The organism is Planktothrix serta PCC 8927 (assembly GCF_900010725.2).
Lineage (GTDB): Bacteria > Cyanobacteriota > Cyanobacteriia > Cyanobacteriales > Microcoleaceae > Planktothrix > Planktothrix serta.
Window position 1 is genome coordinate 260,618 of record NZ_LR734869.1, and the last position, 23,221, is coordinate 283,838.

Annotated in this window: 28 protein-coding genes; 10 read left to right on the forward strand and 18 right to left on the reverse strand. The window is 40.1% G+C overall.

Translation table 11 applies throughout. The features are described from left to right. Window positions 1–108 precede the first annotated feature (108 nt). Window positions 109–975, forward strand: a complete 867-nt coding sequence (gene folD, locus PL8927_RS12045; RefSeq protein WP_083621663.1) for a bifunctional methylenetetrahydrofolate dehydrogenase/methenyltetrahydrofolate cyclohydrolase FolD — start codon at window positions 109–111, stop codon at window positions 973–975. Between the two features lie 221 nt (window positions 976–1,196). Here folD and PL8927_RS12050 read toward each other — a convergent pair whose 3' ends face one another. The 8 genes from PL8927_RS12050 to PL8927_RS12085 form a co-directional block, all read right to left on the reverse strand. Further along, the gene (locus PL8927_RS12050) at window positions 1,197–3,344 is read right to left on the reverse strand and encodes a peptidase domain-containing ABC transporter (RefSeq protein WP_083621666.1); all 2,148 of its coding nucleotides are present in this window, start codon (window positions 3,342–3,344) and stop codon (window positions 1,197–1,199) included. Between the two features lie 3 nt (window positions 3,345–3,347). Further along, entirely contained in the window at window positions 3,348–3,599 is a 252-nt protein-coding gene (locus PL8927_RS12055; protein ID WP_083621669.1) for a UPF0175 family protein, read from the reverse strand. Between the two features lie 28 nt (window positions 3,600–3,627). Next, window positions 3,628–3,897, reverse strand: coding sequence for a BrnA antitoxin family protein (locus tag PL8927_RS12060; RefSeq protein ID WP_083621672.1), 270 nt, complete (start codon window positions 3,895–3,897; stop codon window positions 3,628–3,630). Next, window positions 3,881–4,153, reverse strand: coding sequence for a BrnT family toxin (locus PL8927_RS12065; RefSeq protein WP_083621674.1), 273 nt, complete (start codon window positions 4,151–4,153; stop codon window positions 3,881–3,883). Before PL8927_RS12065 ends, PL8927_RS12060 begins: the two co-directional genes overlap by 17 nt. A gap of 252 nt (window positions 4,154–4,405) precedes the next feature. After that, entirely contained in the window at window positions 4,406–4,555 is a 150-nt protein-coding gene (locus tag PL8927_RS12070) for a hypothetical protein (RefSeq protein WP_156093173.1), read from the reverse strand. Between the two features lie 35 nt (window positions 4,556–4,590). Beyond that, complete coding sequence (locus PL8927_RS12075) at window positions 4,591–4,743, reverse strand: hypothetical protein (RefSeq protein ID WP_156093174.1); 153 nt, start codon at window positions 4,741–4,743, stop codon at window positions 4,591–4,593. Between the two features lie 53 nt (window positions 4,744–4,796). Further along, window positions 4,797–4,979, reverse strand: a complete 183-nt coding sequence (locus PL8927_RS12080) for a hypothetical protein (RefSeq protein ID WP_083621677.1) — start codon at window positions 4,977–4,979, stop codon at window positions 4,797–4,799. A 72-nt stretch (window positions 4,980–5,051) separates the two neighbouring features. Continuing rightward, the gene (locus PL8927_RS12085; RefSeq protein ID WP_156093175.1) at window positions 5,052–5,222 is read right to left on the reverse strand and encodes a hypothetical protein; all 171 of its coding nucleotides are present in this window, start codon (window positions 5,220–5,222) and stop codon (window positions 5,052–5,054) included. 201 nt (window positions 5,223–5,423) lie between these two features. Here PL8927_RS12085 and PL8927_RS12090 point away from each other — a divergent pair, with 201 nt between their 5' ends. The 3 genes from PL8927_RS12090 to PL8927_RS12100 all read left to right on the forward strand — a co-directional run bounded on the left by PL8927_RS12090 (window position 5,424) and on the right by PL8927_RS12100 (window position 8,626). Beyond that, the gene (locus PL8927_RS12090; RefSeq protein ID WP_083621680.1) at window positions 5,424–6,890 is read left to right on the forward strand and encodes an HlyD family efflux transporter periplasmic adaptor subunit; all 1,467 of its coding nucleotides are present in this window, start codon (window positions 5,424–5,426) and stop codon (window positions 6,888–6,890) included. A gap of 307 nt (window positions 6,891–7,197) precedes the next feature. Further along, window positions 7,198–8,124, forward strand: coding sequence for a geranylgeranyl diphosphate synthase CrtE (gene crtE / locus PL8927_RS12095; protein ID WP_083621683.1), 927 nt, complete (start codon window positions 7,198–7,200; stop codon window positions 8,122–8,124). Window positions 8,125–8,143: 19 nt separating this feature from the next. Then, entirely contained in the window at window positions 8,144–8,626 is a 483-nt protein-coding gene (locus tag PL8927_RS12100) for a divergent PAP2 family protein (RefSeq protein ID WP_083621686.1), read from the forward strand. An 85-nt stretch (window positions 8,627–8,711) separates the two neighbouring features. On the opposite strand, the gene PL8927_RS12105 is transcribed toward PL8927_RS12100, so the two are convergent. The 3 genes from PL8927_RS12105 to PL8927_RS12115 all read right to left on the reverse strand — a co-directional run bounded on the left by PL8927_RS12105 (window position 8,712) and on the right by PL8927_RS12115 (window position 10,566). Then, window positions 8,712–9,401: a hypothetical protein gene (locus PL8927_RS12105; RefSeq protein WP_083621689.1), complete on the reverse strand. Its 690-nt coding sequence runs from the start codon at window positions 9,399–9,401 to the stop codon at window positions 8,712–8,714. A 75-nt stretch (window positions 9,402–9,476) separates the two neighbouring features. After that, entirely contained in the window at window positions 9,477–9,806 is a 330-nt protein-coding gene (locus PL8927_RS12110) for an MgPME-cyclase complex family protein (protein WP_083621692.1), read from the reverse strand. 40 nt (window positions 9,807–9,846) lie between these two features. Then, window positions 9,847–10,566: a pyridoxine 5'-phosphate synthase gene (locus PL8927_RS12115; protein ID WP_083621695.1), complete on the reverse strand. Its 720-nt coding sequence runs from the start codon at window positions 10,564–10,566 to the stop codon at window positions 9,847–9,849. A 350-nt stretch (window positions 10,567–10,916) separates the two neighbouring features. On the opposite strand from PL8927_RS12115, the gene PL8927_RS28025 reads away from it, so the two are divergent. The 3 genes from PL8927_RS28025 (at window position 10,917) to PL8927_RS12125 (ending at window position 14,805) form a co-directional block, all read left to right on the forward strand. Further along, entirely contained in the window at window positions 10,917–11,066 is a 150-nt protein-coding gene (locus tag PL8927_RS28025; RefSeq protein ID WP_197047397.1) for a hypothetical protein, read from the forward strand. Window positions 11,067–11,360: 294 nt separating this feature from the next. After that, window positions 11,361–12,692 carry a ribulose bisphosphate carboxylase small subunit gene (locus PL8927_RS12120; protein ID WP_083621697.1) on the forward strand — a complete coding sequence of 444 codons (1,332 nt, stop codon included), beginning with the start codon at window positions 11,361–11,363 and terminating at the stop codon, window positions 12,690–12,692. A 244-nt stretch (window positions 12,693–12,936) separates the two neighbouring features. After that, window positions 12,937–14,805 carry an alpha-amylase family glycosyl hydrolase gene (locus tag PL8927_RS12125; RefSeq protein ID WP_083621699.1) on the forward strand — a complete coding sequence of 623 codons (1,869 nt, stop codon included), beginning with the start codon at window positions 12,937–12,939 and terminating at the stop codon, window positions 14,803–14,805. Window positions 14,806–14,903: 98 nt separating this feature from the next. On the opposite strand, the gene PL8927_RS12130 is transcribed toward PL8927_RS12125, so the two are convergent. Both PL8927_RS12130 and PL8927_RS12135 read right to left on the reverse strand, forming a co-directional pair. Next, complete coding sequence (locus PL8927_RS12130; RefSeq protein ID WP_083621701.1) at window positions 14,904–16,814, reverse strand: iron uptake porin; 1,911 nt, start codon at window positions 16,812–16,814, stop codon at window positions 14,904–14,906. Between the two features lie 915 nt (window positions 16,815–17,729). Further along, on the reverse strand, window positions 17,730–18,194 hold the full coding sequence (locus tag PL8927_RS12135; protein WP_083621703.1) for a DUF2141 domain-containing protein: 465 nt from the start codon (window positions 18,192–18,194) through the stop codon (window positions 17,730–17,732). Between the two features lie 60 nt (window positions 18,195–18,254). Between PL8927_RS12135 and PL8927_RS12140 the strand changes: the two genes are divergently transcribed. Then, the gene (locus tag PL8927_RS12140; RefSeq protein ID WP_156093176.1) at window positions 18,255–18,428 is read left to right on the forward strand and encodes a hypothetical protein; all 174 of its coding nucleotides are present in this window, start codon (window positions 18,255–18,257) and stop codon (window positions 18,426–18,428) included. A gap of 75 nt (window positions 18,429–18,503) precedes the next feature. Here the strand turns inward: PL8927_RS12140 and tsaE are convergent, their stop codons facing one another. Together tsaE and PL8927_RS12150 are read right to left on the reverse strand one after the other, a co-directional pair. Next, complete coding sequence (gene tsaE, locus PL8927_RS12145; protein WP_083621705.1) at window positions 18,504–18,971, reverse strand: tRNA (adenosine(37)-N6)-threonylcarbamoyltransferase complex ATPase subunit type 1 TsaE; 468 nt, start codon at window positions 18,969–18,971, stop codon at window positions 18,504–18,506. A 99-nt stretch (window positions 18,972–19,070) separates the two neighbouring features. After that, entirely contained in the window at window positions 19,071–20,408 is a 1,338-nt protein-coding gene (locus PL8927_RS12150) for a gluconeogenesis factor YvcK family protein (RefSeq protein WP_407947402.1), read from the reverse strand. A gap of 265 nt (window positions 20,409–20,673) precedes the next feature. Between PL8927_RS12150 and PL8927_RS12155 the strand changes: the two genes are divergently transcribed. Continuing rightward, entirely contained in the window at window positions 20,674–21,546 is an 873-nt protein-coding gene (locus PL8927_RS12155; RefSeq protein ID WP_083621709.1) for an ABC transporter ATP-binding protein, read from the forward strand. A gap of 189 nt (window positions 21,547–21,735) precedes the next feature. On the opposite strand, the gene PL8927_RS12160 is transcribed toward PL8927_RS12155, so the two are convergent. The 3 genes from PL8927_RS12160 to PL8927_RS12170 are packed head-to-tail and all read right to left on the reverse strand — an operon-like array spanning window position 21,736 to window position 22,639. Then, a complete protein-coding gene (locus PL8927_RS12160; RefSeq protein WP_083621711.1) occupies window positions 21,736–21,939 on the reverse strand; it encodes a hypothetical protein in 204 nt (67 codons plus the stop codon). A gap of 50 nt (window positions 21,940–21,989) precedes the next feature. After that, the gene (locus PL8927_RS12165; RefSeq protein ID WP_083621713.1) at window positions 21,990–22,310 is read right to left on the reverse strand and encodes a DUF433 domain-containing protein; all 321 of its coding nucleotides are present in this window, start codon (window positions 22,308–22,310) and stop codon (window positions 21,990–21,992) included. Window positions 22,311–22,369: 59 nt separating this feature from the next. Continuing rightward, on the reverse strand, window positions 22,370–22,639 hold the full coding sequence (locus tag PL8927_RS12170; RefSeq protein ID WP_231505993.1) for a DUF2281 domain-containing protein: 270 nt from the start codon (window positions 22,637–22,639) through the stop codon (window positions 22,370–22,372). Between the two features lie 166 nt (window positions 22,640–22,805). Between PL8927_RS12170 and PL8927_RS12175 the strand changes: the two genes are divergently transcribed. Further along, the gene (locus PL8927_RS12175) at window positions 22,806–22,973 is read left to right on the forward strand and encodes a hypothetical protein (RefSeq protein ID WP_156093177.1); all 168 of its coding nucleotides are present in this window, start codon (window positions 22,806–22,808) and stop codon (window positions 22,971–22,973) included. Window positions 22,974–23,221: the final 248 nt, after the last annotated feature.

Genomic DNA, 23,221 nt, shown 5'->3' on the forward strand with positions numbered 1-23,221 from the left:
TGATCGTTGGTGTCGGGAGGATGTCAAAGGTAGAAGTGCTACACAATCCCAGCTTAACTGCTAAAAATAGAGACGATTGCAATAGAGTGAGTGACAAGACAAGGAATGATGGATAATCTATTAGACGGTAAATCTACAGCCAAAAAGATTCAAGCTGAACTGCAAGAACAAGTGCAGACGTGGCAAACTAAAGTTGGACGTTCTCCCGGTTTAGCGGTGATTATGGTGGGAGATAATCCAGCCAGTGCGGTGTATGTTCGCAATAAAGAACAAGCCTGTGCTAAAGTCGGGATTACATCTTTTGGTCAACATTTCTCCACAGAAACCAGCCAAGAAGAACTTACCGATGTTATTCATGAACTGAATCAAAATGAACAAGTGGATGGAATTTTAGTTCAGTTACCCCTTCCTGCTAATTTGGATTCTGTTGGGTTATTGTATGAAATTGATCCCAAAAAAGACGCCGATGGTCTGCATCCAGAAAATTTAGGACGGTTAGCCAGAGGTGAAAAAGGGTTAAGAAGTTGTACTCCCGCCGGAGTTATGCGATTGTTTCAGGAGTATAACATTGAGTTAAAAGGCAAACACGCGGTTGTTTTGGGTCGTAGTATTTTAGTCGGAAAACCGATGGCTTTGATGTTATTAGAAGCTGATTGTACCGTAACCATTGCTCATTCAAAAACAAAGGATTTAGCAAAAGTTACCCGTGATGCTGATATTGTAGTGGGAGCCGTTGGACGTCCGCAAATGATCACGGCAGATTTTGTTAAACCGGGTGCTATTGTTATCGATGTTGGGATTAATAAAATAACCGATGCTAACGGTAAATCTCGCCTGGTCGGAGATGTGGATTTCAACAGTGTTCAACCCATCGCCCAATATATTACCCCAGTTCCCGGCGGTATTGGCCCCATGACCGTTGCGATGTTATTACAAAATACCTTTTGGAGTTATTTGGAAACAGTAAGGAGTTGACGGTTGACGGGAAAGGGCGGGATTATCCATCAGTGTCAACTTAAGGCTAAAAGCCTTGAAATAAATTTCAGGCTCAAAGCTAAAACCCGTTAAAACGGGTTAATGAAGAAGGCTCTTAGTCATCTTTAGATGCCGATCGCTTTTAGCCCGAACTTGAGTTCAGGGCTAAGGTGGGTTAAGTTGACGGACTTTGGGGGTTATCCCGCCCCTACGACTGTTGCTTATGATTTTAAAAAATTTAAGTGTTGTCCATCAAGTTGCAAGAGATTATCTAAGCTTCCTTGTAATTTTAATTGACTTTCTTCTAAATAAATAATCTCATCTGCTCTCCTATTAACACTAGGACGATGACTAATTAAAATTGTGGTTTTCCCTTGACGATACTGTAATAACTCATCTAATAAATTTTCTTCGCTAATGGGATCTAATCCTGATGTAGATTCATCTAAAATTAAGATCGGGGGATCATTGACAATCGCTCTAGCTATGGCTAATCTTTGACGCTGACCCCCGGATAAATTAGCCCCAAATTCGCCTAAAACTGTAAAATATTTATCAGGAAGTTTATCAATAAAATTATCCGCTTGGGCAAATTGACACGCTTTGACAATTTCTTCAAAGGTAACATGAGGTGATCCAATTCTAAAATTTTCAATAATACTCCGGCTCCAAAATTGAGCTTCTTGGGGAACTAAAATCACTTGTTTTCTAATACATTCTAAACTTAAATTTTGTAAATTATAAGCCCCGACTCTAATTGTTCCTCCCTGCAATTCATATAATCCCGCTAGAAGTTTTACCAAGGTACTTTTTCCACAACCTGATTCTCCAATAATTGCTGTAACTTTCCCCCCTTTAATATTAACATTAAAATCTTTAAATAAATCTAATCTTCCCGCATGATGATATAATATATTTTCACAGTAAATTATATCATTATTTTTAAATGTTACCCATTCTTTTTGAGCGTCATTATCGGTTTCTGAAGGATAATCAATCACAGAAAAAATTCGTTGAATAATAATTCTTATTCTAACAAGTTCAGTCAGTAAACCCACTACTGTTTTAATAAACACAGTAAAATTAACACTCATACTATTAAAGGCTAAGAGTTGTCCGATGGTTAATTCTTTATTAATAACTAAGATACTCCCAAACCACAATAAAACGATTCCTCCAATACTAGAAATAATCTCAGAGAAATTAAAATTTGTTACTCCAATTTGTCCGATTTTAAATTCTAAATTGGCTAATCTGCCAAAACGAGTTTGTAAATCTTCCCAGAATTGAGGTTCGGCTGTCGTTGTTTTTAAGGTAATTGCACCTTTGAAACTTTCGATTAAAACCCCGTGAGTTTCGCCTTCTAATACCATAATATCTTTAATTTTTTTTCTTAAAGACATCAAAAAGAATAAAGATGATGTCGCACTTAATAAAGTAATAGATATGATTAATAAAGTTAATTTATAACTATAAAATAGCATTAGACTCAACGAAATAATAGCGGTAAAAGATTGAGTTAAAACTCTAACAAACGATTGAGAAATAAAGAAATTAATTTCTTGAATATCTTTTAAACGGCTCACCACTTCCCCACTGCGATGAGTTTCATAATATTGTAAGGGTAAATTTAATATTTTCCGACCAAATTCTTTAATTAATCCTAATTGTAACCGATTAGAAAATTGCATACTTAAGTTAGCTTGAATCACTTGTAATCCACTACTAACTAAGTTCATGATAATAATCGCTATGGCTAATCCTCTTAGGATTTGTTCTTCTCCTCTAATTAATACATCATCCGTTAAGATTTGAATCAGAAAGGGTGAGGTTAAGGCTAAAAGACCGAGAACAATATTAATTAATAAAACTTCAAATAAAATAAATTTATAAGGCGCAATACGCTGAAAAAATCTCCCAATTCCCTCAATTTTATCGTCAGGTTGTTGAGCAAAACGTACCGGATCAGGTTGTAATAAAAGAGTAATAAATCCTGACCAACTTTCTGATAATTCTTGACGAGTCACATAACGCATCCCCACACCGGGATCTGCAATAATATATTTTTTGCCTTTTTGTCCATATAAAACCACATAATGATAACCTTTCCAGTAAATAATTGCGGGTAAAGGTGCATCTTTCATTTGATCTAATATTTGCGGTTGCGCTCTGGTGGAACGCGCATCAAATCCTAAATTTTCTGCACCCCTTCTTAAACCTGTTAATGTTGTTCCTAATTGACCCGTACCAACGGCTTCTCTAATGCGATTAATACTAAAATTTTTGTGATAATATTTAACAATTGTAGCTAAACAAGCTGCTCCGCAATCTTCTTCGCTATGTTGCAAGACAATCGGATATTTTTGCATAAGTTAAAGATGACGAATACTTTGAACATCTTGTTCTAAATCATTTTCAGTATAGGGTAAATAAGCTTTTTCTTGCTTAAGAAATTCGTAGGTTTCCCAACGAGAAGCAAATTTGAGTATTCGTCTTACTTCAGAAGCACCAATTTGACCTTGACGGTAATAATCGGCAGTGATTAGTTCCAAAATACGCCGAGAAATATTAACAGACTGTAATTTTTCTGCTATTTCATCAGGGAGTTCAAGGGTGATTTGCATAGTGATTTTTGGGTTATAGTTTTGTAATCTACTCTATTGAACTAACAAAAGTTACAGCCCGCAGTTCTTCTTGAAAAATCCGGCGTAGTGTATCTTCATCTAAGGGGAGTTTGGCTTGATCAAGATATTGTCGTAACGCTTGATTGATCATTGTTTGATAACCTTTCCCCTCAGCGTCTCCTTTTTGTCTAAACGCTTCTAAGATATCATTATCAATATAGATGGTAATGCGAGTTTTACCTTCTTGTGGGACGATTGCACCCCGTTTAGCCTGATCAAAATCATATTCCGGTTTCATATTTACGTCTCTCCTTATGAGTAGCAGGACGGGCAGAAATTAAGCGAATGTTATCACCTCGATAAGTATAGACTACCACTAGCAAACGCCAAAGGTGATCCATCCCCATAACAATAAATCGCTGTTCACTTTGTGCTGATTGATCTTCAAAAGAAAGTGCACAAGGATCGAACAACACAGCCTCAGCATCAGAAAAACTGACTCCGTGTTTTTGTAAATTGCTTTTAGCTTTTTCGGGATTCCATTCAACTTGCATACATATATTATATGTATTCGTGAGAATTATGTCTAAATTGATTTAGGGTTTTCTGAATAATTGATCTGTGAGGGGTAAGAGTTCAGGAGTTAGGTGAAGAAGTTAGAATCGTCTCTTTTCATAAATAGCTAAAAAATAAGTTAAACTTCCGAAACTATAATATCTCGGAAGTCGTGATTTGAGTTATTAAAATTTAATCAATACTCGTATTACATTATTCCCTGCATTTTGGGTCTATCTAAATTCCAATGCTTATAAATTTAACACTCCCCTTTTGCCACCCCGGACAAATACTTCTTCTTGGGCTGTAATATCAGTAAATAAAGCATTGCTGCGAATATCTGGGCTAGGTTTTTGGGTTTTGTTTGTGGTAGTAGCGGAATTGTTTTCAGTAGCTTTCATGATTTTGACCTTTTTGTTAATTAATGAAAATTGGTTTAATATAATAGTTCTGGCGCACGGAATCGCTGTGTTCCGCCGCGTACAAAGACTTCTTCTTGGGCTGTAATATCAGTGAATAAAGCATTGCTGCGAATATTTTTGCTAATTTTATCGATGTTGTTTTTAGAATTGTTGTGATTAGTTTTCATAGTTTTACCCTCAATTTAATAATTGCTGTCAGTAGAGAAAGAAAAATTAATAGTTAGCTGAATGTCTTGCCTAACTCCATGATAATCTTGCTTAACCAGTTCGTTTCACCCCGTCCACCCCCGCCCCGGACAAATACTTCTTCTTGTGCTGTAATATCAGTAAATAAAGCATTGTTGTGAATGTCTGGGCTGGTTTTGTCGGTATTGTTTTTAGAATTTTTATGATTAGCTTTCATGGTTTTATCCTCTTGGCAAATTAGCTGATGTTTATGGATGCAATTTATGAGTTTTGAGGAGAAGCAATTTAATTAAAAGCATTTCCGGTGTACAATGCCTGGGCCTGATTCATCATATTGAGCGCCACCGCGTACAAACACTTCTTCTTGGGCTGTAATATCAGTGAATAAAGCATTGCTGCGAATATCTTTGCTGGTTTTGTCGGTTTTGTTGGTGGTAACGGAATTTTTAATGGTTTTCATGGGTGCTTTCCTATTGAGGTAGAAGTGTACTGGTTTTTGTATAATCTCAACATAACCCCTTAAAACCCCACTGTAAATTCGTAAATTTACTAGACTTTTTTTTAGGATTAATACTTTACAAAAGCTTTATATTAGGGCGAAATAGGTCAAAAAAAAGTCCGAAAGACTTGATAATAATCGAATTGAGCCATATCCGTAATTATGCTGAGAAAACCCAACCCTGATTATCTTCCCATCCATCAAGAGGATGAATTTTTGCCCCCTGTCAGTGGTTGGACAATTTTTGGGGGCTTATTTTTAGTCGGGACAGTTGCGATCGCTTTAATAATATCAGCCTTTACTCCCTTACCCGTGACGGTGAAAGCGATCGCAATGGTGCGTCCCAATGGAGAGGTAAAATTAGTACAAGCACCCACCGAGGGGACTGTTACCAAAATTGAGGTTAAAGAAAATCAAACAGTAACTCAAGGACAAGCATTAGTCACCCTAGATGCTTCTCGCTTGAACACTCGTGAAGCTCAACTTCAGGGAAATGAGCGACAAAATTTACAACAATTACAACAAATTTCAGAACAATTAAACAACTTAAATCTACAAATAGATGCAGAAACCGAAAAAATGAATCGAGCTATTTCTGGCGCACAAGCTGATTATTTGCGGATGGAAAAAGAACATCAAGAACACAGTTTAACCGTAGAAGCTCAAGTCAATGAAGCTAGAGCAAATGTGCAAATGGCAGAAGAAGACTGGCAAAAATCTAAAAGCGATCTTAAAGCCGCAGAAGCTTCTTTACGCGGCAGTGAATCAGCCTTAAAAATTGCTGAACAAAAAAGCGATCGCTATCAACAAGTTGGAGAATCTGCTTTAGGCAAAAATCGATTAGAAGAAGCTCAATTTGCCGTTGAACAACAACAGGAATTAATCGCAGAAAAGCAAGCATTATTACAAAGTCAAAAACAATCCGTCAGCCGCCAATTAAAAGCAGTAGAATCGGCAAAATCTCGGTTACAAGCTGCCTTAGCTACTGTTGATCCGAGTGATGGATTAGTGATCATGGCGCAGGAAAAAATAGCTCAGGAAAAAGCGACAGGAGAAGCTATTTTAGCTCGTTTAAGTCAAGAAAAAAGTAGTTTATTACAGCATAAAAGTGAACTAGAAAAACAATTAAGTAGTGATCAGCAAGAGTCATTACAAGTGCAAAAAGAAATTAACAAAACAATTGTTTCTGCACCGATATCAGGAGTGATTCTAAAATTAAATTTGCGAAATCCTAATCAAACTGTTCGTGTCGGGGAAGAAATAGCCCAAATTGCCCCTATTAATACTCCTCTAGTAATTAAAGCTAAGGTTTCTCCGGGGGATATTGGCAAAGTAAAAATCGGGCAAAAATCACAAATGCGGGTGAGTGCTTATCCTTACCCAGATTATGGAATTTTAGCCGGAAAAGTAATCGAGATTTCTCCTGATGCGATTATCCCCCAAAATACAGGTGTTAATTCTATTCTTCCTTATTATGAAGTCACCATTCAACCCGATAAAATTTATTTAAAAGATGATCCAAAGAATACTTTACAGCCCGGTATGGAAATTCAGGCAGATATTATTGCTAAAAATGAAACCGTGTTAACCTTTATTTTACGCAAAGCCAGATTATTAACAGATTTATAATTTCTTTGTGCCTTTGTGTCTTTGTGGTTAAATTAAAGCTTGATTCTGTTAGGATACCTGGACGGAATTCTGGACTTTGAATGATTGAAATTGGGATTTTTGATGGGCGGAGCCCATCCTACGAAGGTTTAAGCATCATTCTTGGCTTTTCTGCCTGTCTTTGTCCCCTCTTGATAAATTCATGATCACTTCTGTGTCACAAGACTCGTAAAATAGTGATGTTAAGACTTTGCTCCTGCAATTTGGGCAAAATTCAGTCCCCAGGAGTGAAATGCATGTTAACATCACCCCTATACAAAGCTGCATCATGGTATTGGCAAGCGAAATTAACTCGCCGTTGGAGAGTTCTCAGTTTGATTTATCGGCGTATCTGACCCAACGGCAGACCCTGGTAGAACAGGCTTTAGATGCGTCTCTTCCTCTAACCTACCCTGAAAAAATCTATGAGGCAATGCGTTATTCCTTGCTGGCTGGAGGAAAGCGTCTGCGACCGATTTTGTGCCTCGCCACTTGTGAGTTAGTCGGTGGGACTGTAGAGATGGCCATGCCGACCGCCTGCGCCCTAGAAATGATTCATACCATGTCCTTGATTCATGATGATCTCCCGGCGATGGATAATGATGATTATCGTCGGGGAAAACTGACCAATCATAAGGTTTATGGAGAGGATATTGCCATTTTAGCCGGGGATGGTTTATTGAGTTATGCCTTTGAATTTGTCGCCACCCAAACTCTTAATGTTCCTGCCCATCAAGTGTTACAGGTCATTGCCCGTTTAGGTCGGGCGGTGGGGGCCGCAGGCTTAGTGGGGGGACAGGTGGTAGATTTAGACTCGGAAGGATTAACGGATGTTTCCGAAGAAACCCTGACGTTTATTCATACCCATAAAACGGGGGCGTTATTAGAAGCTTGTGTGGTCTGTGGTGCGATTTTAGGCGGGGCTGACGAAACGGAAATTGAACGATTGTCTCGGTATGCGCGTAATATTGGTTTGGCGTTTCAGATTGTCGATGATATTCTCGATATTACCGCCACTCAGGAGGAGCTCGGAAAAACTGCCGGGAAAGATTTAACCGCCCAAAAAGTGACCTACCCCAGTTTATGGGGGATAGAAGAATCCAAACGTCAAGCCCAGCAGTTAATTGCAGAAGCCAAAGCGGAATTATCTCACTATGGAGATCGGGCAATTCCCCTGTTAGCGATCGCAGATTTTATCACTAATCGCACTCACTAAAGCTATTAATTTCTATTATATGCAAGATTTTTCTCAAATCCTCAATAACCAAGTGTTATGGGTTGCCCTATTAGCCTGTATTCTAGCTCAACTGTCTAAATTGGCGGTTGAGTTAGTCCAACATGGCAAAATTAATCTGCGGGTGTTAGTGACAACGGGAGGAATGCCGAGTTCCCACTCGGCTTTTGTGGGGGCCTTAGCAACGGGAGTGGGCAAAACAATGGGATGGGGAAGCCCTGATTTTGCTATTGCTGTTGTTTTTGCCTTTATTGTCATGTATGATGCGGCCGGAGTTCGTCAAGCGGCGGGAAAACAAGCTCGAATTTTAAATCAAATTATTGATGAAGTCTTTGAAGAACACAAACAGTTAAGCGAAGAACGATTAATTGAATTATTAGGTCATACCCCCTTTCAAGTCATTGTCGGTTTAGGATTAGGCATTGCTATTGGTTCGTTTGCCGAATTAAATTGGCCTTTGCATTTTATCCAAGCAGCACTGTAGAAACGTTGTCATGTAACTTTTCTAGGCATTATCACTCTTTACTGTTCCCTGTTCCCTGTTCCCTGTTCCCTGTTCCCTTTTAAAACTAAGGTTTAATCGCAGGACTAATTACTGTTACCCGATTACTATCGACTAACATTGACCAAAAGCCACGACTACTTAATTGTTTTAAGGTTGCTGTTGCTTTGTCAGAATTTGTTGTATATTCTACTAACAAATAAGGTCGTTGACCATAGGAAACTAAACCCACATCTCCGCCAATAACTGTTCGTAATTGTAAGGCTAATTCCGGTTGATTAAAATAATCCACTAACACTGCATAACCAGACCCTAAAGGTTGAGGATTATATCTCGTTGATTCTGGCTTAGAAGGGGAGGAGGGAGGGGTTTCTCGAACAACCGGGGTTAAGTTAGGACTAGGACGCGGTACCTGAGTTACCTCCTGTTTAACAACATAAGCAGGTAACTTAACTTTATCTTGCAGATACGCGGCCCAATCTTCGGCAATCAATTGATCATCAAATCCCCCCACCCGTGTTACTAAATTACTCAAATAGCGACAAACTTCACTATTGATATCATTGGGTAACGTGCGCTGCACCAATTTCTGTTCCTCTGGAGTGTTACTGACGATCAATAACAGATATTCTCCCGGTTTTGGTGCGGCACACGTTTCTTGAGCTAAACTGCTTCGGGCTGCTAGACTCCAACTGCTGATCGTTAGAAGACTAAAAACGAGTATTGTGGACAACCCTTTGACACCATTTTGACGCATAAACAGGAGGTTTACGGAATGAAGCAACAGCTTTCATTGTACTGACTCAGGGTTCAATAGTTGTACCCTTGATGTTTAAGACGCCGTTGCCAAAGATGCCAAAGCATCAGGAATACTCGCAGTCGGTGCGGGAAATTCTCCCGTGAGGACATACTCTAAACGCAATTTCAACCAAACCACCACTTGTTTATTTGTGGAAATAATAGCCACCGCAGGTTGAGGACATTTAGCTTTAATCTCAGCCATTTCCGGGGCTTCTAAAAAGGCAGGTTGCTGCACTAACCAAAAATCAAGTTCCTTTTCATTTTCCTGATAGTTGCGGGCGCGTTCGCGTAACACTTCTTCTAAGGGTTCTTCCTCAATTAAAAACTTGCGGCTGCCTAAAACGTAGTAATAAGTCTGCATGGTTAATCATTGTAAATTCTGCAATGGGACGATTTGGGGGTTAGAGTTGCCCGTAAATCGCTTGTTTCATTTCTCGAACGGCTTGATCTAAACCAACGAGAACTGCCCGACTTATTATTGTATGACCAATATTGAGTTCTTCCATCCCTTCTATTTTCGCAACGGGGTAAACATTCCAATACGTTAACCCGTGACCTGCATTTACCCGCAGTCCCGCTTCTAAGGCCAGCTTACAACCTGTCGCTAAAATATCGAGTTCTCTGGCTTGGTCTTCCCCTTTCGCCTCCGCATAGCATCCCGTATGCAGTTCAATAAATTTCGCCTTGACTTGCGCCGAGGCTGCAATTTGCTGGGGGTTGGCATCAATAAACAAACTCACGGGTATTCCAGCACCCTGTAGAGTGTTAACTACATCGCTCATCCGAGGAATTTGTCCCGCGATATCTAACCCTCCTTCGGTGGTAATTTCTTCCCGACGTTCAGGAACTAAGGTAATATAGTCGGGTTTGATGTCTAATGCGATCGCCACCATTTCATCGGTCGCCGCCATTTCTAAATTCAGATGGGTTCTTACCGTTTGTCGCAACAGTCGCACATCTCGATCTTGAATATGGCGTCGATCTTCGCGTAAATGCACGGTAATGCCATCAGCCCCCGCTAATTCAGCAATTACAGCCGCCCCAACGGGATCGGGTTCAACGGTGCGACGCGCTTGGCGAATCGTGGCAATATGATCAATATTGACTCCTAAAGTCGGCAATTGTGAGATCTCCTTGCTGTTATACCGTCTTTCACCTTGCCAAACAATTCAACTTCGGTCAAGCTCTTTGAGAAAGTTTGTAGTATAATTGAAGTTAAACTGTATTTTAAAACTTGACAAAACTAGACGGTACAGTCTATCTTAATTTTATAACAAGACTATACGGTCTAGTTAATCAACGTCAGCACCCCGCTCTGAAGAGACGGGGCTTCATGCCTCTAACTTTAGATAGCTGACCAGCCTCAGCCTAACGGCTACGTTTTCTGGATCATAATACCCACGAATGCGACGCTAGTTTGTGGCTCTATTGTTAACAATTAAACAGTTTTACGAGGGGTGAGGGTTAACTCATGGATATTATTTCTTTAGCCATAATCTTAGGTGTAATTGTAGCAACAGATGAAATTCTCAATAATCAATTGAAAGTCTCAAAACGCTTATTAGATTGGCTAGACAGGCAAGAAACCCCCGAAAAAAAGTCTAATGAACTGACCCGCTAAACCCTGATCAACCGATGGGTATGGCGGGTAATTTTCCCCTAGTAAAGTATTCACCCAGTTTCATAATTGCATTCAGGATCTTAATATTTTTATTAAATCTATTTCTCAAGATAGATGTTAATTATAGGGAATCTGGTAAAAGTTCCTGCTATTTTACAATAAAAGTATAATATTGCTGATCAGAATCTTCAGAAATTCCAATCAGTGACTAGAACAATAACAGTTAATTTTGGGTTGCTTTGGTCGTAAGATTAAAGTAGGGAACCGAATTTAAACCGTTGTGTAATCTTCAATATGTCTTATTATATTTCACCTCGCTTTCTCGATCAACTGTCTGTTCATATCACCAAAAACTTTTTGAACATTCCCGGTGTACGGGTTCCTTTAATCTTAGGAATTCACGGACGCAAGGGAGAAGGAAAAACCTTTCAATGTGAATTAGTTTTTCAGAGAATGGGATTTGAACCTGTGACAATATCCGGTGGAGAATTAGAAAGTCCTGATGCGGGAGATCCGGCGCGATTAATTCGGTTAAGGTATCGGGAAGCCTCCGAACAAGTGAAAGTTCGGGGACAAATGTGTGCCTTATTTATTAATGATTTAGATGCGGGTGCTGGACGGTTTGATTCGGGAACTCAATATACCGTGAATACGCAATTAGTTAACGCCACATTAATGAATATTGCGGATAATCCTACTAATGTACAATTACCCGGAAGTTATGATGCAACGCCTTTAAATCGGATTCCGATTATTGTCACCGGAAATGATTTTTCTACCTTGTACGCGCCCTTAATTCGGGATGGACGGATGGAAAAATTTTATTGGGAACCCACAAGAGAAGAACGCATTGGCGTGTTACAAGGAATTTTCCCAACCGATGAATTATCCCTACAAGATATTACTCAATTAGTCGATACTTTTCCTGAACAATCGATTGACTTTTTTAGTGCAGTGCGATCGCGGATTTATGATCAACAAATTCGAGATTTTATTCATAAACAGGGAGTTGAACATATTTCTAAACGGATTGTTAATAGTGCCGAAAAAGCTCCTGAATTTCAGAAACCCAATTTTAAATTACCCCCTTTAATTGAAATGGGTAAACTCATGGTCGGGGAACAAAAACGGATTCAAGATATGCGATTAGTTGAAGAATATAATCAATTTCGCACGTTTAATACTCAATTTGGTGTTTCCCCAACTCCTAAAGAAAAGAGTCAAAATCCGATTAATCCAATTCTTTCTAGTTCTCATAACCCCATTATGCCGCCCCATAGTATTAATAGTATAGGGGCAACCGTCATGGAAGGAGATGCTACGGGAAGTACATTAGTTAGTGACGGAAAACTCGTTAGTACAACATTAGGAATAGAAGTCTTAGAACAAATTGATCAGATTCTATCCAGTGGCTATCGAATTGGATTAGAATATGCCGATAAACGACGGTTTAAAACCGGATCTTGGAATAGCTGCGGGTTAAATGGGAATGAATCAGAAGGGGATATTATTCGAGGAATTGAGGTCTGTTTAACAGAACATCCCCAAGATTATATTCGCTTACTGGGAATTGACCCCATTGCTAAACGGCGAGTTGTAGAAAGGATTATTCAAAAACCACAATAGATCAAGGTATCAGGTTTTAGCTGAAAGTGGGGATTATCGTTAGTTAAAAACAGATTATCCCCCTGGGGATGTCAAGTCTTGTGAGTTCAATTTAGTATTTTGTTCTGAATGGGTAGAAAACCCCTTGAATCAAAGAAAAGAAATCACAACTTAGGGGTGAAACTCCTCTTGAGGGAATGTTCTCTAAGTTGTTATTTTCTTTTCTATCTTTTCAGCAGAATTTATTACGATCAAGGGACTCACAATGACAACACCACTGGAATTTTCAGCCCCAACAAACTTATCTGAAGTTAATTTAAACCCTCGTGGTAAAGTTCATCCTAGTCCCACTGACTGGCGCGATCAAACCTTGTATTTTCTATTACCCGATCGCTTCAGTGATGGGGAAGAATCCAAACGTCCCCTGTTTGATCGCCATCATCCCGAAGACTGGAAAACCCTAGATAAAGTAGCTTGGATGAAAGCTGGAACCAAGTTTTCAGGAGGAACATTAAAAGGCATTGAAAGTAAATTAGATTACTTAAAAGATCTCGGTGTAACCACCCTGTGGGTCGGCCCCGTTTGGAAACAACGCTGCGATTTAGAAACCTATCATGGCTATGGAATTCAAAACTTTTTAGAAATAGATCCTCGGTTTGGAACCCGTCAAGATTTAAGAGATTTAGTTGATGCGGCTCATGAACGGGGAATGTACGTTTTACTCGATATTATTTATAATCACACCGGAAATAACTGGTTTTATCAAGACGAAAACGGTCAACCCACAGATACCCGTTCCTATTGCTATTCTCCGGCTCATCCGGTTGCAGGATGGCGTTCTCAAACCGGAGACTGTATTGCTAATCCCCAGTCTATTGAAGATGGCGTTTGGCCGCAAGAATTTCAAAATTGGGAGTGGTATACCCGCGCCGGAAAAATTGAACATTGGGACGCAGACCCTTGGGAAAATGTTATGCACCCAGATGTTGAATTCCGCCGGGGTGACTTTTTTGATTTAAAAGATCTTTGCCTATCTAAAGATGAAGTTTTATCAGCAGTTATTAAGGTTTATCAATATTGGATTGCCTTAAGTGATTGTGATGGATTTCGCATTGATACCGTTAAACATTTACCTTGGGAAGCCTCCCGTAGTTTTTGTGGAGCAATTCGGGAATATACTGAATCTATTGGTAAAGAAAACTTTTTACTGTTAGGAGAAGTAACGGGGGGTGCAACAACAGCAAAAACTTACCTCGATATTTTTGGCTTAAATTTAGATGCCATTTTAGATATTGGTGAACCGCCGAAAAAATTAATGGAATTGGTTAAAGGGTTTACAAATCCTCAAGACTTTTTTAATCAATATGGTGGCGTTGATGAGTTAGGAAGTCATCGACTTGCTGGACAATATCACGTCTCAATTTTGGATGATCATGACATGGTGGGACGGGATGGTAAATATCGCGTTTCTGCTAATAATAATATTCCTGCTTGTTATGAACAAACTGCCCACACCGTCGGCGTTCAATTAACAACATTAGGAATTCCCTGTATTTATTACGGTACAGAACAAGCCTTCGACGGTAATCAAAACCGCCATGATTTCAGCTTAGAACCTGGGGCAGATTTAGCTATCACAATTGATCGTTATATTCGGGAGGTGATGTTTGGGGGCTTATTTGGGGCGTTTGAAACCAGTTCCTGTCATTTCTTCGATCCCAATCATCCCACTTATTTACGAATTGCTGCGATCGCCCGCCTCCGAGATCAAAAAAGCCCCGTTGGGTTAGCTCTCCGACGCGGACGGCAATATTTACGGGAAATTAGCGTTAATAGTCGTTCATTTTTCTGGCCTACGCCCGGTCAAGTGGTGGGTTGGTCACGGATTTTGTTTACTCAAGAAGTCGTCATGGCTTTAAATACCAATGGTGTAGAAAGCCAGAGTGCTTACATTGGAGTTGATTCCAGCCTTCATCCTGCGGGTTCTCAAATCACGGTTCTCTACAATAGTGCTTGGAACGATGATCAACTACGTCATCCTCCCACCTCCGAAACCCTAACCGTTGAACTGTATCAGAATCGAACTGCTGTTCATCTGAACTTACCCCCAGCGGGAATGGTGATTTTAGCTTAATCTCACCTCCCCACCAAAAGCTAATACTCGAAACCTGATTAAAAAACCCCAGCTTCTCAACGAAACTGGGGTTTTCAGGATATTAAATTAAAGGGGAATTAGAAGCGGAAAGTTGTCCGCAGTGTACCCACAAAAATTGTGTCGTTATTGTCATTGTGATCAGGATTGGTCACGACGTAGAAACCCGGTGTCACAGCGATGTACTCGCTGAAGGGGAAGCGATAGAAGCCTTCAATATGAATGGAGGTATCTTCGTCTTCTAAAGCACTAATATCATGACTGGTGATTTTGGGTGGCATTCCCACAATCAAACCTGCGGTATCTCCTTCGCGGAGTAAATCAGGGAACCCTAACACCGCAGCCCAGTTGATAATCGTTGCATCGGCGTTACCACCGCGTTTCTGATCAGCCCAGGTTGCACCAACCCAGCCACCGATGGAGAAACTGCGGGCGACCCTCCAGTTCATTTGGAAGCCTAGGTTTTCTGAAGTTGTGGCATTTTCACCGAAGGGTTTATTAGCCCCCCAACTGCCCGTACCGCCTGTGACGTATACGTTATCATTGCTGAAGTAACGGTGGTTGTAATCTAAAGACAAAGCTAGATTACTCATGGGTGCAAAGACTAATTGCGCCATGGCACTGTAATTGCCATTGAACATCCCTCGACCTTGACGGGCATCAGAGGCAAAAACATCATCCGCTAAATAACCAATGTTGGCTTTAAAACTGTGACTAAAGGCATATTCCACGCCCATCCCTGCACCCGCAGGGCCTTGGAAACTGGTGGGGTTGAAGCGCCCAAACCGGGAAATTGCGCCACTGGCATCATCCCCAAAGGGAGTGAGAACATCTTGAATATCATCCAAGGCTAACCCTTTTGCCCCGATCCAAACTAAACCTTTTCCTTCAGAGAAAGGGAAACGATAGGCGAGGAGATCCAAAGTCACATTACTAGGATTTCCATCAATCGCAGTCCGAGCCATTGGAGTGTTGAACAGATCGTAATCACTCAACGTTGGGATTGATTGCGCTTGTAAACGAGTTCTCAGTAAATCTTGACCCGTAAAACTGGTATCAAAGTTTAAACGCGCGCGGTAGCCTAAATAAGCTTGGGTGGGATCATCGCTATCATCGGCAAACTGACCCACAACGTTACGAGTTGCCCGATTTCCTTCACCCTCGCCCAACCAAAACACCGCTTCTCCACGCAGTTTGGTGGTGGTAGAGAATTGATTGGCTTCGAGTTCTCCGGTACGCGCTTCTAATACTGCTACCCGTCCGCGTAAGCTGGCTAACTCAGCCGCAAACTCTTCCATCAGCCGTTGCAGTTTGGCCAAGTCTTCACGGGTGACTAAATCTTTTGTAGAAGCATCAATCAGTTCATTGATCCGCTCTAAACAGGCATTTACCCCAGCCGCGAATTCAAAACGAGTTAAGGCGCGATTTCCTTTGAAGGTGCCATCAGGATATCCCGCAATACACCCATAGCGTTCTACCAAGGATTGTAGAGCTTGGAATGCCCAAGCTGTCGGTTCAACGTCAGACAGTTGGGATACGGAGGTCACTTGAGCTTGGCGTTTGTTGCCTCGACCTTCTCGTCCATATTGATTCAGTTGTTGCATCACCTCGGCATTACTGACCGCATCGGCTTGAGGTGCAGCGTCGAGATCGGCTAAAGGAATTTCACTATTAGCAGGATTAGCAGGAGTTTCGATGCCTCTACTTGGCCCAACTCCTGCATGGGGGTTCACGGGCACCTGAGCTAACTGTTGCGGTTGGGTGAGCGTCAATGTGTCCAACGGAGTGACAGAGACTTGCTCACTGATTTTTAACTCGGTTTGGGTGGGCTCCAGGGCGGTTTCTGCCTGTGGTGCTTCGGTTGCTGCGGCGATCGCAGTGGGTTGAGCCTCAGTCACGGGTAACTCGGCGAACGCTGCTATCGGAGCGACTAGACTCGCTCCTAATACGGCAGGACTGAGTAGCCATGCTTTCAGTAGTATTTTCGACACTCTATTTACTCCTCACACGGGTCTAGGTTTGTTGACACTCCCTGTGCCTAAAGGCGTGGGGATTCTTGGTTCAATGAAACCACTTAATCAAAGTACCTTTGGGCGCTTTAATCCAGAGGTGGGATTCTCCCCAAGCGTAAATTCGGATATGCCCTACCCTATTCGCATGAATGCGAGTTCTTTTTTAACTTGAAACAAATTTGTTTCAAAAAACTGATTGTCTAGTACCCACGAATCTTTTACCAACTGCTGGGGGAAACTAAAACTGTGCAGTAGAACCCTATAGATTCAATTGTCAAGGTTCAGCATTTTGCCTTTAGACAACTAGGTTTTTAGACAGGTTATTTACCTTTCTTGTCACGGTAAATGGTAGCACGATCGGATGTCAATAGACAACCCAATATAAAGCCGTCCCTTCCTACGTCAGGGTAAACTCGGAAGGACAGGGTTTTAAAGCCATTTTTCTGATAAATTTTATCAAGTCTGCCCCCATTCTACCTGAATTTTTTCCAGGCGACTTAATGGATTCAGAACTTGATGGCAGTTCTGGCAATACCCATTCAGAGAGTATCACTATTCTGTTGATAGTCAATAGTTACAGAGTTGACGGGTAGGGGCCAGGGTTACTCCCAAGGAGTGTCAACTTCAGGCTAAAAGCCTAGAAATCAATTATTGCTACGCAACGCTGCGCGAACAGGCTTCGGGGCGGGTTCAGTGGGGTTGCGGTTAATGAGCAAAGATCTTGTAGAACCCGCCCCTACAAACCCGTTAAAACGGGTTAATCAAGAATGATCTTAGTCATCTTTAGATGCCGATCGCTTTTAGCCCGAACTTGAGTTCAGGGCTAACGTGGGTTAAGTTGACACTCCTTGGGTTACTCCGCCCCTACGACGTAGGTGGACTTATTCCTAATTTCTAACCTCCTAATAAATACTGTAATTTAATATTAATATTTGTGTTCACTCCGGCTACCACAACTGCCGCCTCATTAAATTTGGGGGGCCCAGTGAAAATAGCAGGATTTTTAGAAAAACCAAATCCTTCGGTGGGAATTCCTAACGCATTCCGGTTAGCTGTTTTATCGCTATTCGCATCATGAAGAACTGCAATAGCATAACTACCCGGTTGTAAATTCTCAAAGGTCATGACAATAGGAACTTCTGTAATACTGCTACAACGTTTTTGTACAGCATCGTCTCCATTACTGGGAAAACCTTTATTACTCGCAAATAAACTCGCACAAATTTGTCCTTTTTTATTGTTTAATCCATCAATGGTAAGCGTAATTTTGCTTTGAGGTTGAGCAATAATAGGAAGCGTAATAGCATTCAAACAAAGGAAAGAAGTAAGAAAGGCTAAGGGTTTTACTGGGTGAATCATGGGATTATTTTTGCAATGGGTTAGACTGGAATTCAATACTAGAATTTCGGAGGTCAAAAAATGGAAATTCCCAAGAAACGCAAAGATCGAGAAAAGTTACTCAGAAGTTGTCAAAAACCCAATGGGCAATGGAATGTGAACTCGTTGAAAAAATTAGGGATTCCTGAACGACCTCGACGGGGGTGGGATCGAGCATTTATTCAATACGGGGAAGATTGGGATCAGTATGTTTAAATTATCCTACAACTGGATAGTTTTGTAAAGTTATTTTGCGATCGCTTACGGCGGGGTGTAGCCCATCGCATTCCGTTAATTAATGCCTAACTTAGAACCCCAGTTAAAATCATCCTGACCGACATTAAATAAAGTAGCAATCCGATCGCCTTTTTCTGTATAAATTAATTCAATTTGTAAATAACTTTCCGGTTTATAGGGTAAACGATCGGCCCATTCAATCGCAACAATTCCCGGTTCTACTTCAACTCCTTCCCAATATTGCTCTAAATTTAGATCTTCAATTTCTGAGGTTTCTAAACGGTATAAATCTAAATGATAGAGGGGAATTCTGCCCTGGGTGTATTCATTAATCAAGGTAAATGTAGGGCTTTCAATGGATTCAAAAATACCTAATCCTTCTCCTAATCCTTGGACAAAAGTTGTTTTTCCCGCTCCTAAATTTCCTTCTAATAATAGAATACTATTGGGCGGGAGCGATCGCCCTAACTTTTTTCCTAATTCACGGGTTACTTCAGGGTTGGGGAGATGGAATTGAGTCATATTTAGGGTTATAAATTTAGGAAGATTAAGCCCTGAAGGGCTTACTACATTGTAGTGAGTCCTTTAGGACTCTCTAAGCCCTGAAGGGCTTACTACGAGTTAGTTTTTGCCAAACCATCGTAACAGAACTTGGGCTAAACGATGGGGATTATGGCGTAAATATCCGGTCTTTTCATCAATATCCATAATATTACTCATGACAATTCTTCGACCTAATTGTTTAACAAGATCTCGATCTAAATTAACAGGATGAGAATCTTCTTGAGCATAACGAATTAAGGCTTGGGCTGGAGGGACTGTTCCTTGAAGTAACACCGCATCAAACAGTTGATAACCGCAGGCTTTATCAATGGCTTTAATATGATCGGAAACACTATAATTGTCCGTTTCACCCGGTTGCGTCATAATATTACAAACATAAATCCGAGGAACATTTCGAGACGCGACAGCTTCAGCAATTTCTGGAACTAATAAATTAGGAATCACACTGGTATATAAACTCCCAGGGCCAATAATAATAAAATCTGCTTCTAAAATGGCTTGTACAGCTTTTGGGAGGGCGGGAGGATTAGGGGGAATACAACCAATGGTAACAATTTTTCCCTTAGCTTCAGTAATACTAGATTCCCCATGAATGCGCCGACCATCGGCTAATTTTGCCCATAAATGCACATCTGTTAAAGTGGCGGGTAAGACTTGACCTCGAATGGCTAAAACTTTAGAACTTGCCGCGATCGCTTGTTCTAAATCCCCTTCAATTTCTGACATTGCGCTTAAGAATAAATTCCCGAAACTATGTCCGGTTAATCCATCTCCAGCAGTAAATCGATATTGAAATAATTCTGTTAATAATCGTTCTTCATCAGCTAAAGCAGCTAAACAATTGCGAATATCTCCCGGTGGTAAAACTCCCATTTCTCGACGTAACCGACCCGAAGATCCCCCATCATCTGCAACCGTAACAATCGCTGTAATATTAGCACTATATTCTTTCAATCCTCGCAATAAAGTTGATAACCCAGTTCCCCCCCCAATGGCTACAATTTTCGGCCCCCGTAATAAACGGCGATGACTCAACAAACGATCAACTAATTGTTCATCTCCGGCGGGATGAAAAGCTTCACTAATTGAATTTAGACTGCGAGTTTGACTCCAAAGAATTAACAGAATTCCCAAGGCAATCATCAACGGCCCTGAAATATAATTAGGAACAACAGTGGTAATCCATCCTAAGAAATTTTTCAGCAGTTGTAGGATGTAATAAATCGGCGTCATTCCCGTCCAGATTGCTAACCCCAAACTGGCGATTAAAACCCCTGTGGCGCTAATCGCCATCCAGCGTTTTACAAACAGTCCAGGGGATAACCATTTAAACCATTGATTAATCATCCGGGGAGAACGATAGTTAGAGAAACCCAGATAGAGCCTGAATTTCATCATCCTGCGAACGGTGTTTTTGAATGAACCAGTTGACATAAGTATATATCTCAGATTGATATGCAGGGTTTGACGACCAATTTACACTACAGTATGGGAGGCTGGCTGTAAAATAAGGGCTAGAGTTGAATCCAATAGGGTTATTTTTCTATCCTATTGTGATGATTCCCCCAAGGAAAAATCAAGGGAGTCAGGGTCATCCCCTCGTTTCTTGAACAAGTGAATGGGGTCAAAAGTACAATGATCAGAAGGGTTTGGCAAGATCATGAAAGACAGTAAAACGGGAAAAATTCATCGGATTGAAGTTGAACCCCTCGATTTGAAAGATAACTTAGTGTTATCGAAACGAGCAGAATCCTTAGAACCTTTAATTGAGTTAAAAGGAATCAGTAAGGCTTTTGGTTCACAAGTGATTTTAGATCAAGTTGATTTAACCATTTATCGAGGAGAAGCATTAGGAATTATTGGCCCTTCAGGAACAGGAAAATCAACGATTTTGCGAATTATTGCCGGACTTTTACCTCCCGATAGAGGGGAAGTTTATGTATTAGGAAAAAAACGGCAAGGATGGGTAGATGATATTACTGATCCGATTGGAATTGCAATGGTGTTTCAACAGGCGGCACTATTTGATTCTTTAACCGTAACAGAAAATATCGGATTTTTACTCTATCAACATACGAAATTACCTCCTCGAAAAATCAGAGAATTAGTCAATGAAAAATTGGAGATGGTAGGGTTGCCCAATATTGGCGATCGCTATCCCGCCGAATTATCAGGAGGAATGCGAAAACGGGTCAGTTTTGCCCGTGCTATTATGCCTAATCCTGAAAATTCTAGGGAGACTCCAGAGGTAATTTTATATGACGAACCTACCGCAGGTTTAGATCCGATTGCATCAACCGTTATTGAAGATTTAATTAGAGATTTACAACATAGTGGAAAAGGATGCAGTACCTACGGAATTGTCACGCATCAAGATAGCACGATTCGACGCACTGCGGATCGAATTGTGTTTCTCTATCAAGGTTTAGTTCAATGGCAAGGCACAATTGAAGAAGCCTACACAACCGATAGTGCTATGGTACAACAATTTTTTAGTGGGAGTATTGAAGGGCCAATTAAAGTTGCTCAATAAATATTTAAGTGGATGAGATTTGATCAAAAAATACCCCAACTAACCGGAAAAAATTATAATCAGAATTAATCCCAGGATTTATGATAATATAATTAAAGAGATCGCCAATAATTATTATTAATTTTAAAATTTTTAGGGTTACATAAATTAGGAATTAATAGAATTTTTTTCTATTGTTCTCAAATGTTCCTAAAAAAGTAAAGACAAATTAAACAAAATTGGATCAGCTTTAATTTTACTAACTAAATACCGTTGCTGTAAAGATTGTAACCCATTAATTAAGTCTATTGAGGACAAATCTAAATGTTGTCTTAACTCTTCTCTGGATACAGGTTCATCAAATTTGCTCAATTCTACAACAATTTTTTGTTCAACGGGTGATAATCTATTCAATAGCTGGTTAAAGTGCGATCGCATTACTCACATTTTCATCAAGATGAAATTTAATCTTGTTTAACATTTTCACCCTTTAATATTTTTTGAATTAAAGAGGGTTGATTTCCTTGTAATTCTTTAGCATAATCTTCTCCTGCTTCAATTTGTTGTCTAATTTCTTCTCGATGGTCATGGTAATAAGTTAAAGCTGCATAAACATCAGCTAAGGTAATACTAGGATGGTGATAAATAATTTCATCGGGTGACATTCCCATTCTTTCATGCCAAATTACGATATCTTGAACTTTAATTCGATGTCCAGCAATACGAGGTTTTCCACCACAGATTCCTGGAGTAATGTCAATATGTTGTGAGATGACTGCTTTCATATTTACTATTTTCCGAGTCACGAATTTGGTTAAACCCCCTCTATTGTAGCATTATTTCATTACATATAATCCTTGAAATGTTCTAAGGGCTCATCAAAATCAGGGGACATTGAAATCAAACCTTTTGCACTCCCGAATTTTCTTTGTACAGCAGGAGTAATATTAAATGTCTTTTTAACCTCCTTCGTTAAAGAATTAGATGGGTTGAGATCAGAATTGTCAGAAATAGTAATTTCTTGCATTAATTGTTGGAGTAACCATTGTTTATCCTCAAGGGATAATTGATTAATTTTTTCAGCAAATTCACGAACTTCTAAAGAGGGCATCATAACTCACCATAAATATTGATAATTTTTTCTATTATAACATTATTTTTAATGTCATGCTATAATAGGTTAATAGATTAATTTTTCCTGATTTTTTCTGAATTTGAACGTTAGCAATATGCTGACAGTTCCATCCCTACAATAATAGCATAATCAGAGGGTTATACCTATGGCGATCGCACAAATTGAACATCTTATTCGTTATGTCACCAATGCCGATGGCGAAACAACCGATGTTCTTGTTCCTATTGAACTTTGGCAACAACTGATGAATACAATATACTCTGCTCCTGTCAGTGGTTTAGCTTGGATTGACGAACAAGAACCAAAAGCCTAAATATCCATCGCTATCTTTTTCAATAATTATATTAAAATATTTACTCATATTTCCCCTAATTTTTTGAATATATCCTTCATCCCTTTCTTAGTGTCTTTGTGCCTTTGTGGTTCCTTCTACAGTTACTTTTAAAACCCCAACTAACCCGACCCATTCTAATCCGAATTAATCAAACCCGCAAAAAAATCATCCTTCAGGGGTTTACTAATTTAGCCAACCTGATTACTATGGGGAAGACAAAACATCAC

Excerpts from the sequence above, each read along its gene's own strand:
- PL8927_RS12085 (WP_156093175.1), bottom strand. The coding sequence starts at position 5,222 with ATGAAAACCATTAAAAATTCCGTTACCACCAACAAAACCGACAAAACC.
- PL8927_RS12110 (WP_083621692.1), bottom strand. The coding sequence starts at position 9,806 with ATGCAGACTTATTACTACGTTTTAGGCAGCCGCAAGTTTTTAATTGAG.
- PL8927_RS12140 (WP_156093176.1), top strand. The coding sequence starts at position 18,255 with ATGGAAATTCCCAAGAAACGCAAAGATCGAGAAAAGTTACTCAGAAGT.
- PL8927_RS12090 (WP_083621680.1), top strand. The coding sequence starts at position 5,424 with ATGCTGAGAAAACCCAACCCTGATTATCTTCCCATCCATCAAGAGGAT.
- PL8927_RS12105 (WP_083621689.1), bottom strand. The coding sequence starts at position 9,401 with ATGCGTCAAAATGGTGTCAAAGGGTTGTCCACAATACTCGTTTTTAGT.
- folD (WP_083621663.1), top strand. The coding sequence starts at position 109 with ATGGATAATCTATTAGACGGTAAATCTACAGCCAAAAAGATTCAAGCT.
- PL8927_RS12135 (WP_083621703.1), bottom strand. The coding sequence starts at position 18,194 with ATGATTCACCCAGTAAAACCCTTAGCCTTTCTTACTTCTTTCCTTTGT.
- PL8927_RS12050 (WP_083621666.1), bottom strand. The coding sequence starts at position 3,344 with ATGCAAAAATATCCGATTGTCTTGCAACATAGCGAAGAAGATTGCGGA.
- PL8927_RS12170 (WP_231505993.1), bottom strand. The coding sequence starts at position 22,639 with ATGATGCCCTCTTTAGAAGTTCGTGAATTTGCTGAAAAAATTAATCAA.
- crtE (WP_083621683.1), top strand. The coding sequence starts at position 7,198 with ATGGTATTGGCAAGCGAAATTAACTCGCCGTTGGAGAGTTCTCAGTTT.
- PL8927_RS12080 (WP_083621677.1), bottom strand. The coding sequence starts at position 4,979 with ATGAAAGCTAATCATAAAAATTCTAAAAACAATACCGACAAAACCAGC.
- PL8927_RS12055 (WP_083621669.1), bottom strand. The coding sequence starts at position 3,599 with ATGCAAATCACCCTTGAACTCCCTGATGAAATAGCAGAAAAATTACAG.
- tsaE (WP_083621705.1), bottom strand. The coding sequence starts at position 18,971 with ATGACTCAATTCCATCTCCCCAACCCTGAAGTAACCCGTGAATTAGGA.
- PL8927_RS12075 (WP_156093174.1), bottom strand. The coding sequence starts at position 4,743 with ATGAAAACTAATCACAACAATTCTAAAAACAACATCGATAAAATTAGC.
- PL8927_RS28025 (WP_197047397.1), top strand. The coding sequence starts at position 10,917 with ATGGATATTATTTCTTTAGCCATAATCTTAGGTGTAATTGTAGCAACA.
- PL8927_RS12155 (WP_083621709.1), top strand. The coding sequence starts at position 20,674 with ATGAAAGACAGTAAAACGGGAAAAATTCATCGGATTGAAGTTGAACCC.
- PL8927_RS12150 (WP_407947402.1), bottom strand. The coding sequence starts at position 20,408 with ATGAAATTCAGGCTCTATCTGGGTTTCTCTAACTATCGTTCTCCCCGG.
- PL8927_RS12065 (WP_083621674.1), bottom strand. The coding sequence starts at position 4,153 with ATGCAAGTTGAATGGAATCCCGAAAAAGCTAAAAGCAATTTACAAAAA.
- PL8927_RS12100 (WP_083621686.1), top strand. The coding sequence starts at position 8,144 with ATGCAAGATTTTTCTCAAATCCTCAATAACCAAGTGTTATGGGTTGCC.
- PL8927_RS12070 (WP_156093173.1), bottom strand. The coding sequence starts at position 4,555 with ATGAAAGCTACTGAAAACAATTCCGCTACTACCACAAACAAAACCCAA.
- PL8927_RS12060 (WP_083621672.1), bottom strand. The coding sequence starts at position 3,897 with ATGAAACCGGAATATGATTTTGATCAGGCTAAACGGGGTGCAATCGTC.
- PL8927_RS12125 (WP_083621699.1), top strand. The coding sequence starts at position 12,937 with ATGACAACACCACTGGAATTTTCAGCCCCAACAAACTTATCTGAAGTT.
- PL8927_RS12175 (WP_156093177.1), top strand. The coding sequence starts at position 22,806 with ATGGCGATCGCACAAATTGAACATCTTATTCGTTATGTCACCAATGCC.
- PL8927_RS12165 (WP_083621713.1), bottom strand. The coding sequence starts at position 22,310 with ATGAAAGCAGTCATCTCACAACATATTGACATTACTCCAGGAATCTGT.
- PL8927_RS12120 (WP_083621697.1), top strand. The coding sequence starts at position 11,361 with ATGTCTTATTATATTTCACCTCGCTTTCTCGATCAACTGTCTGTTCAT.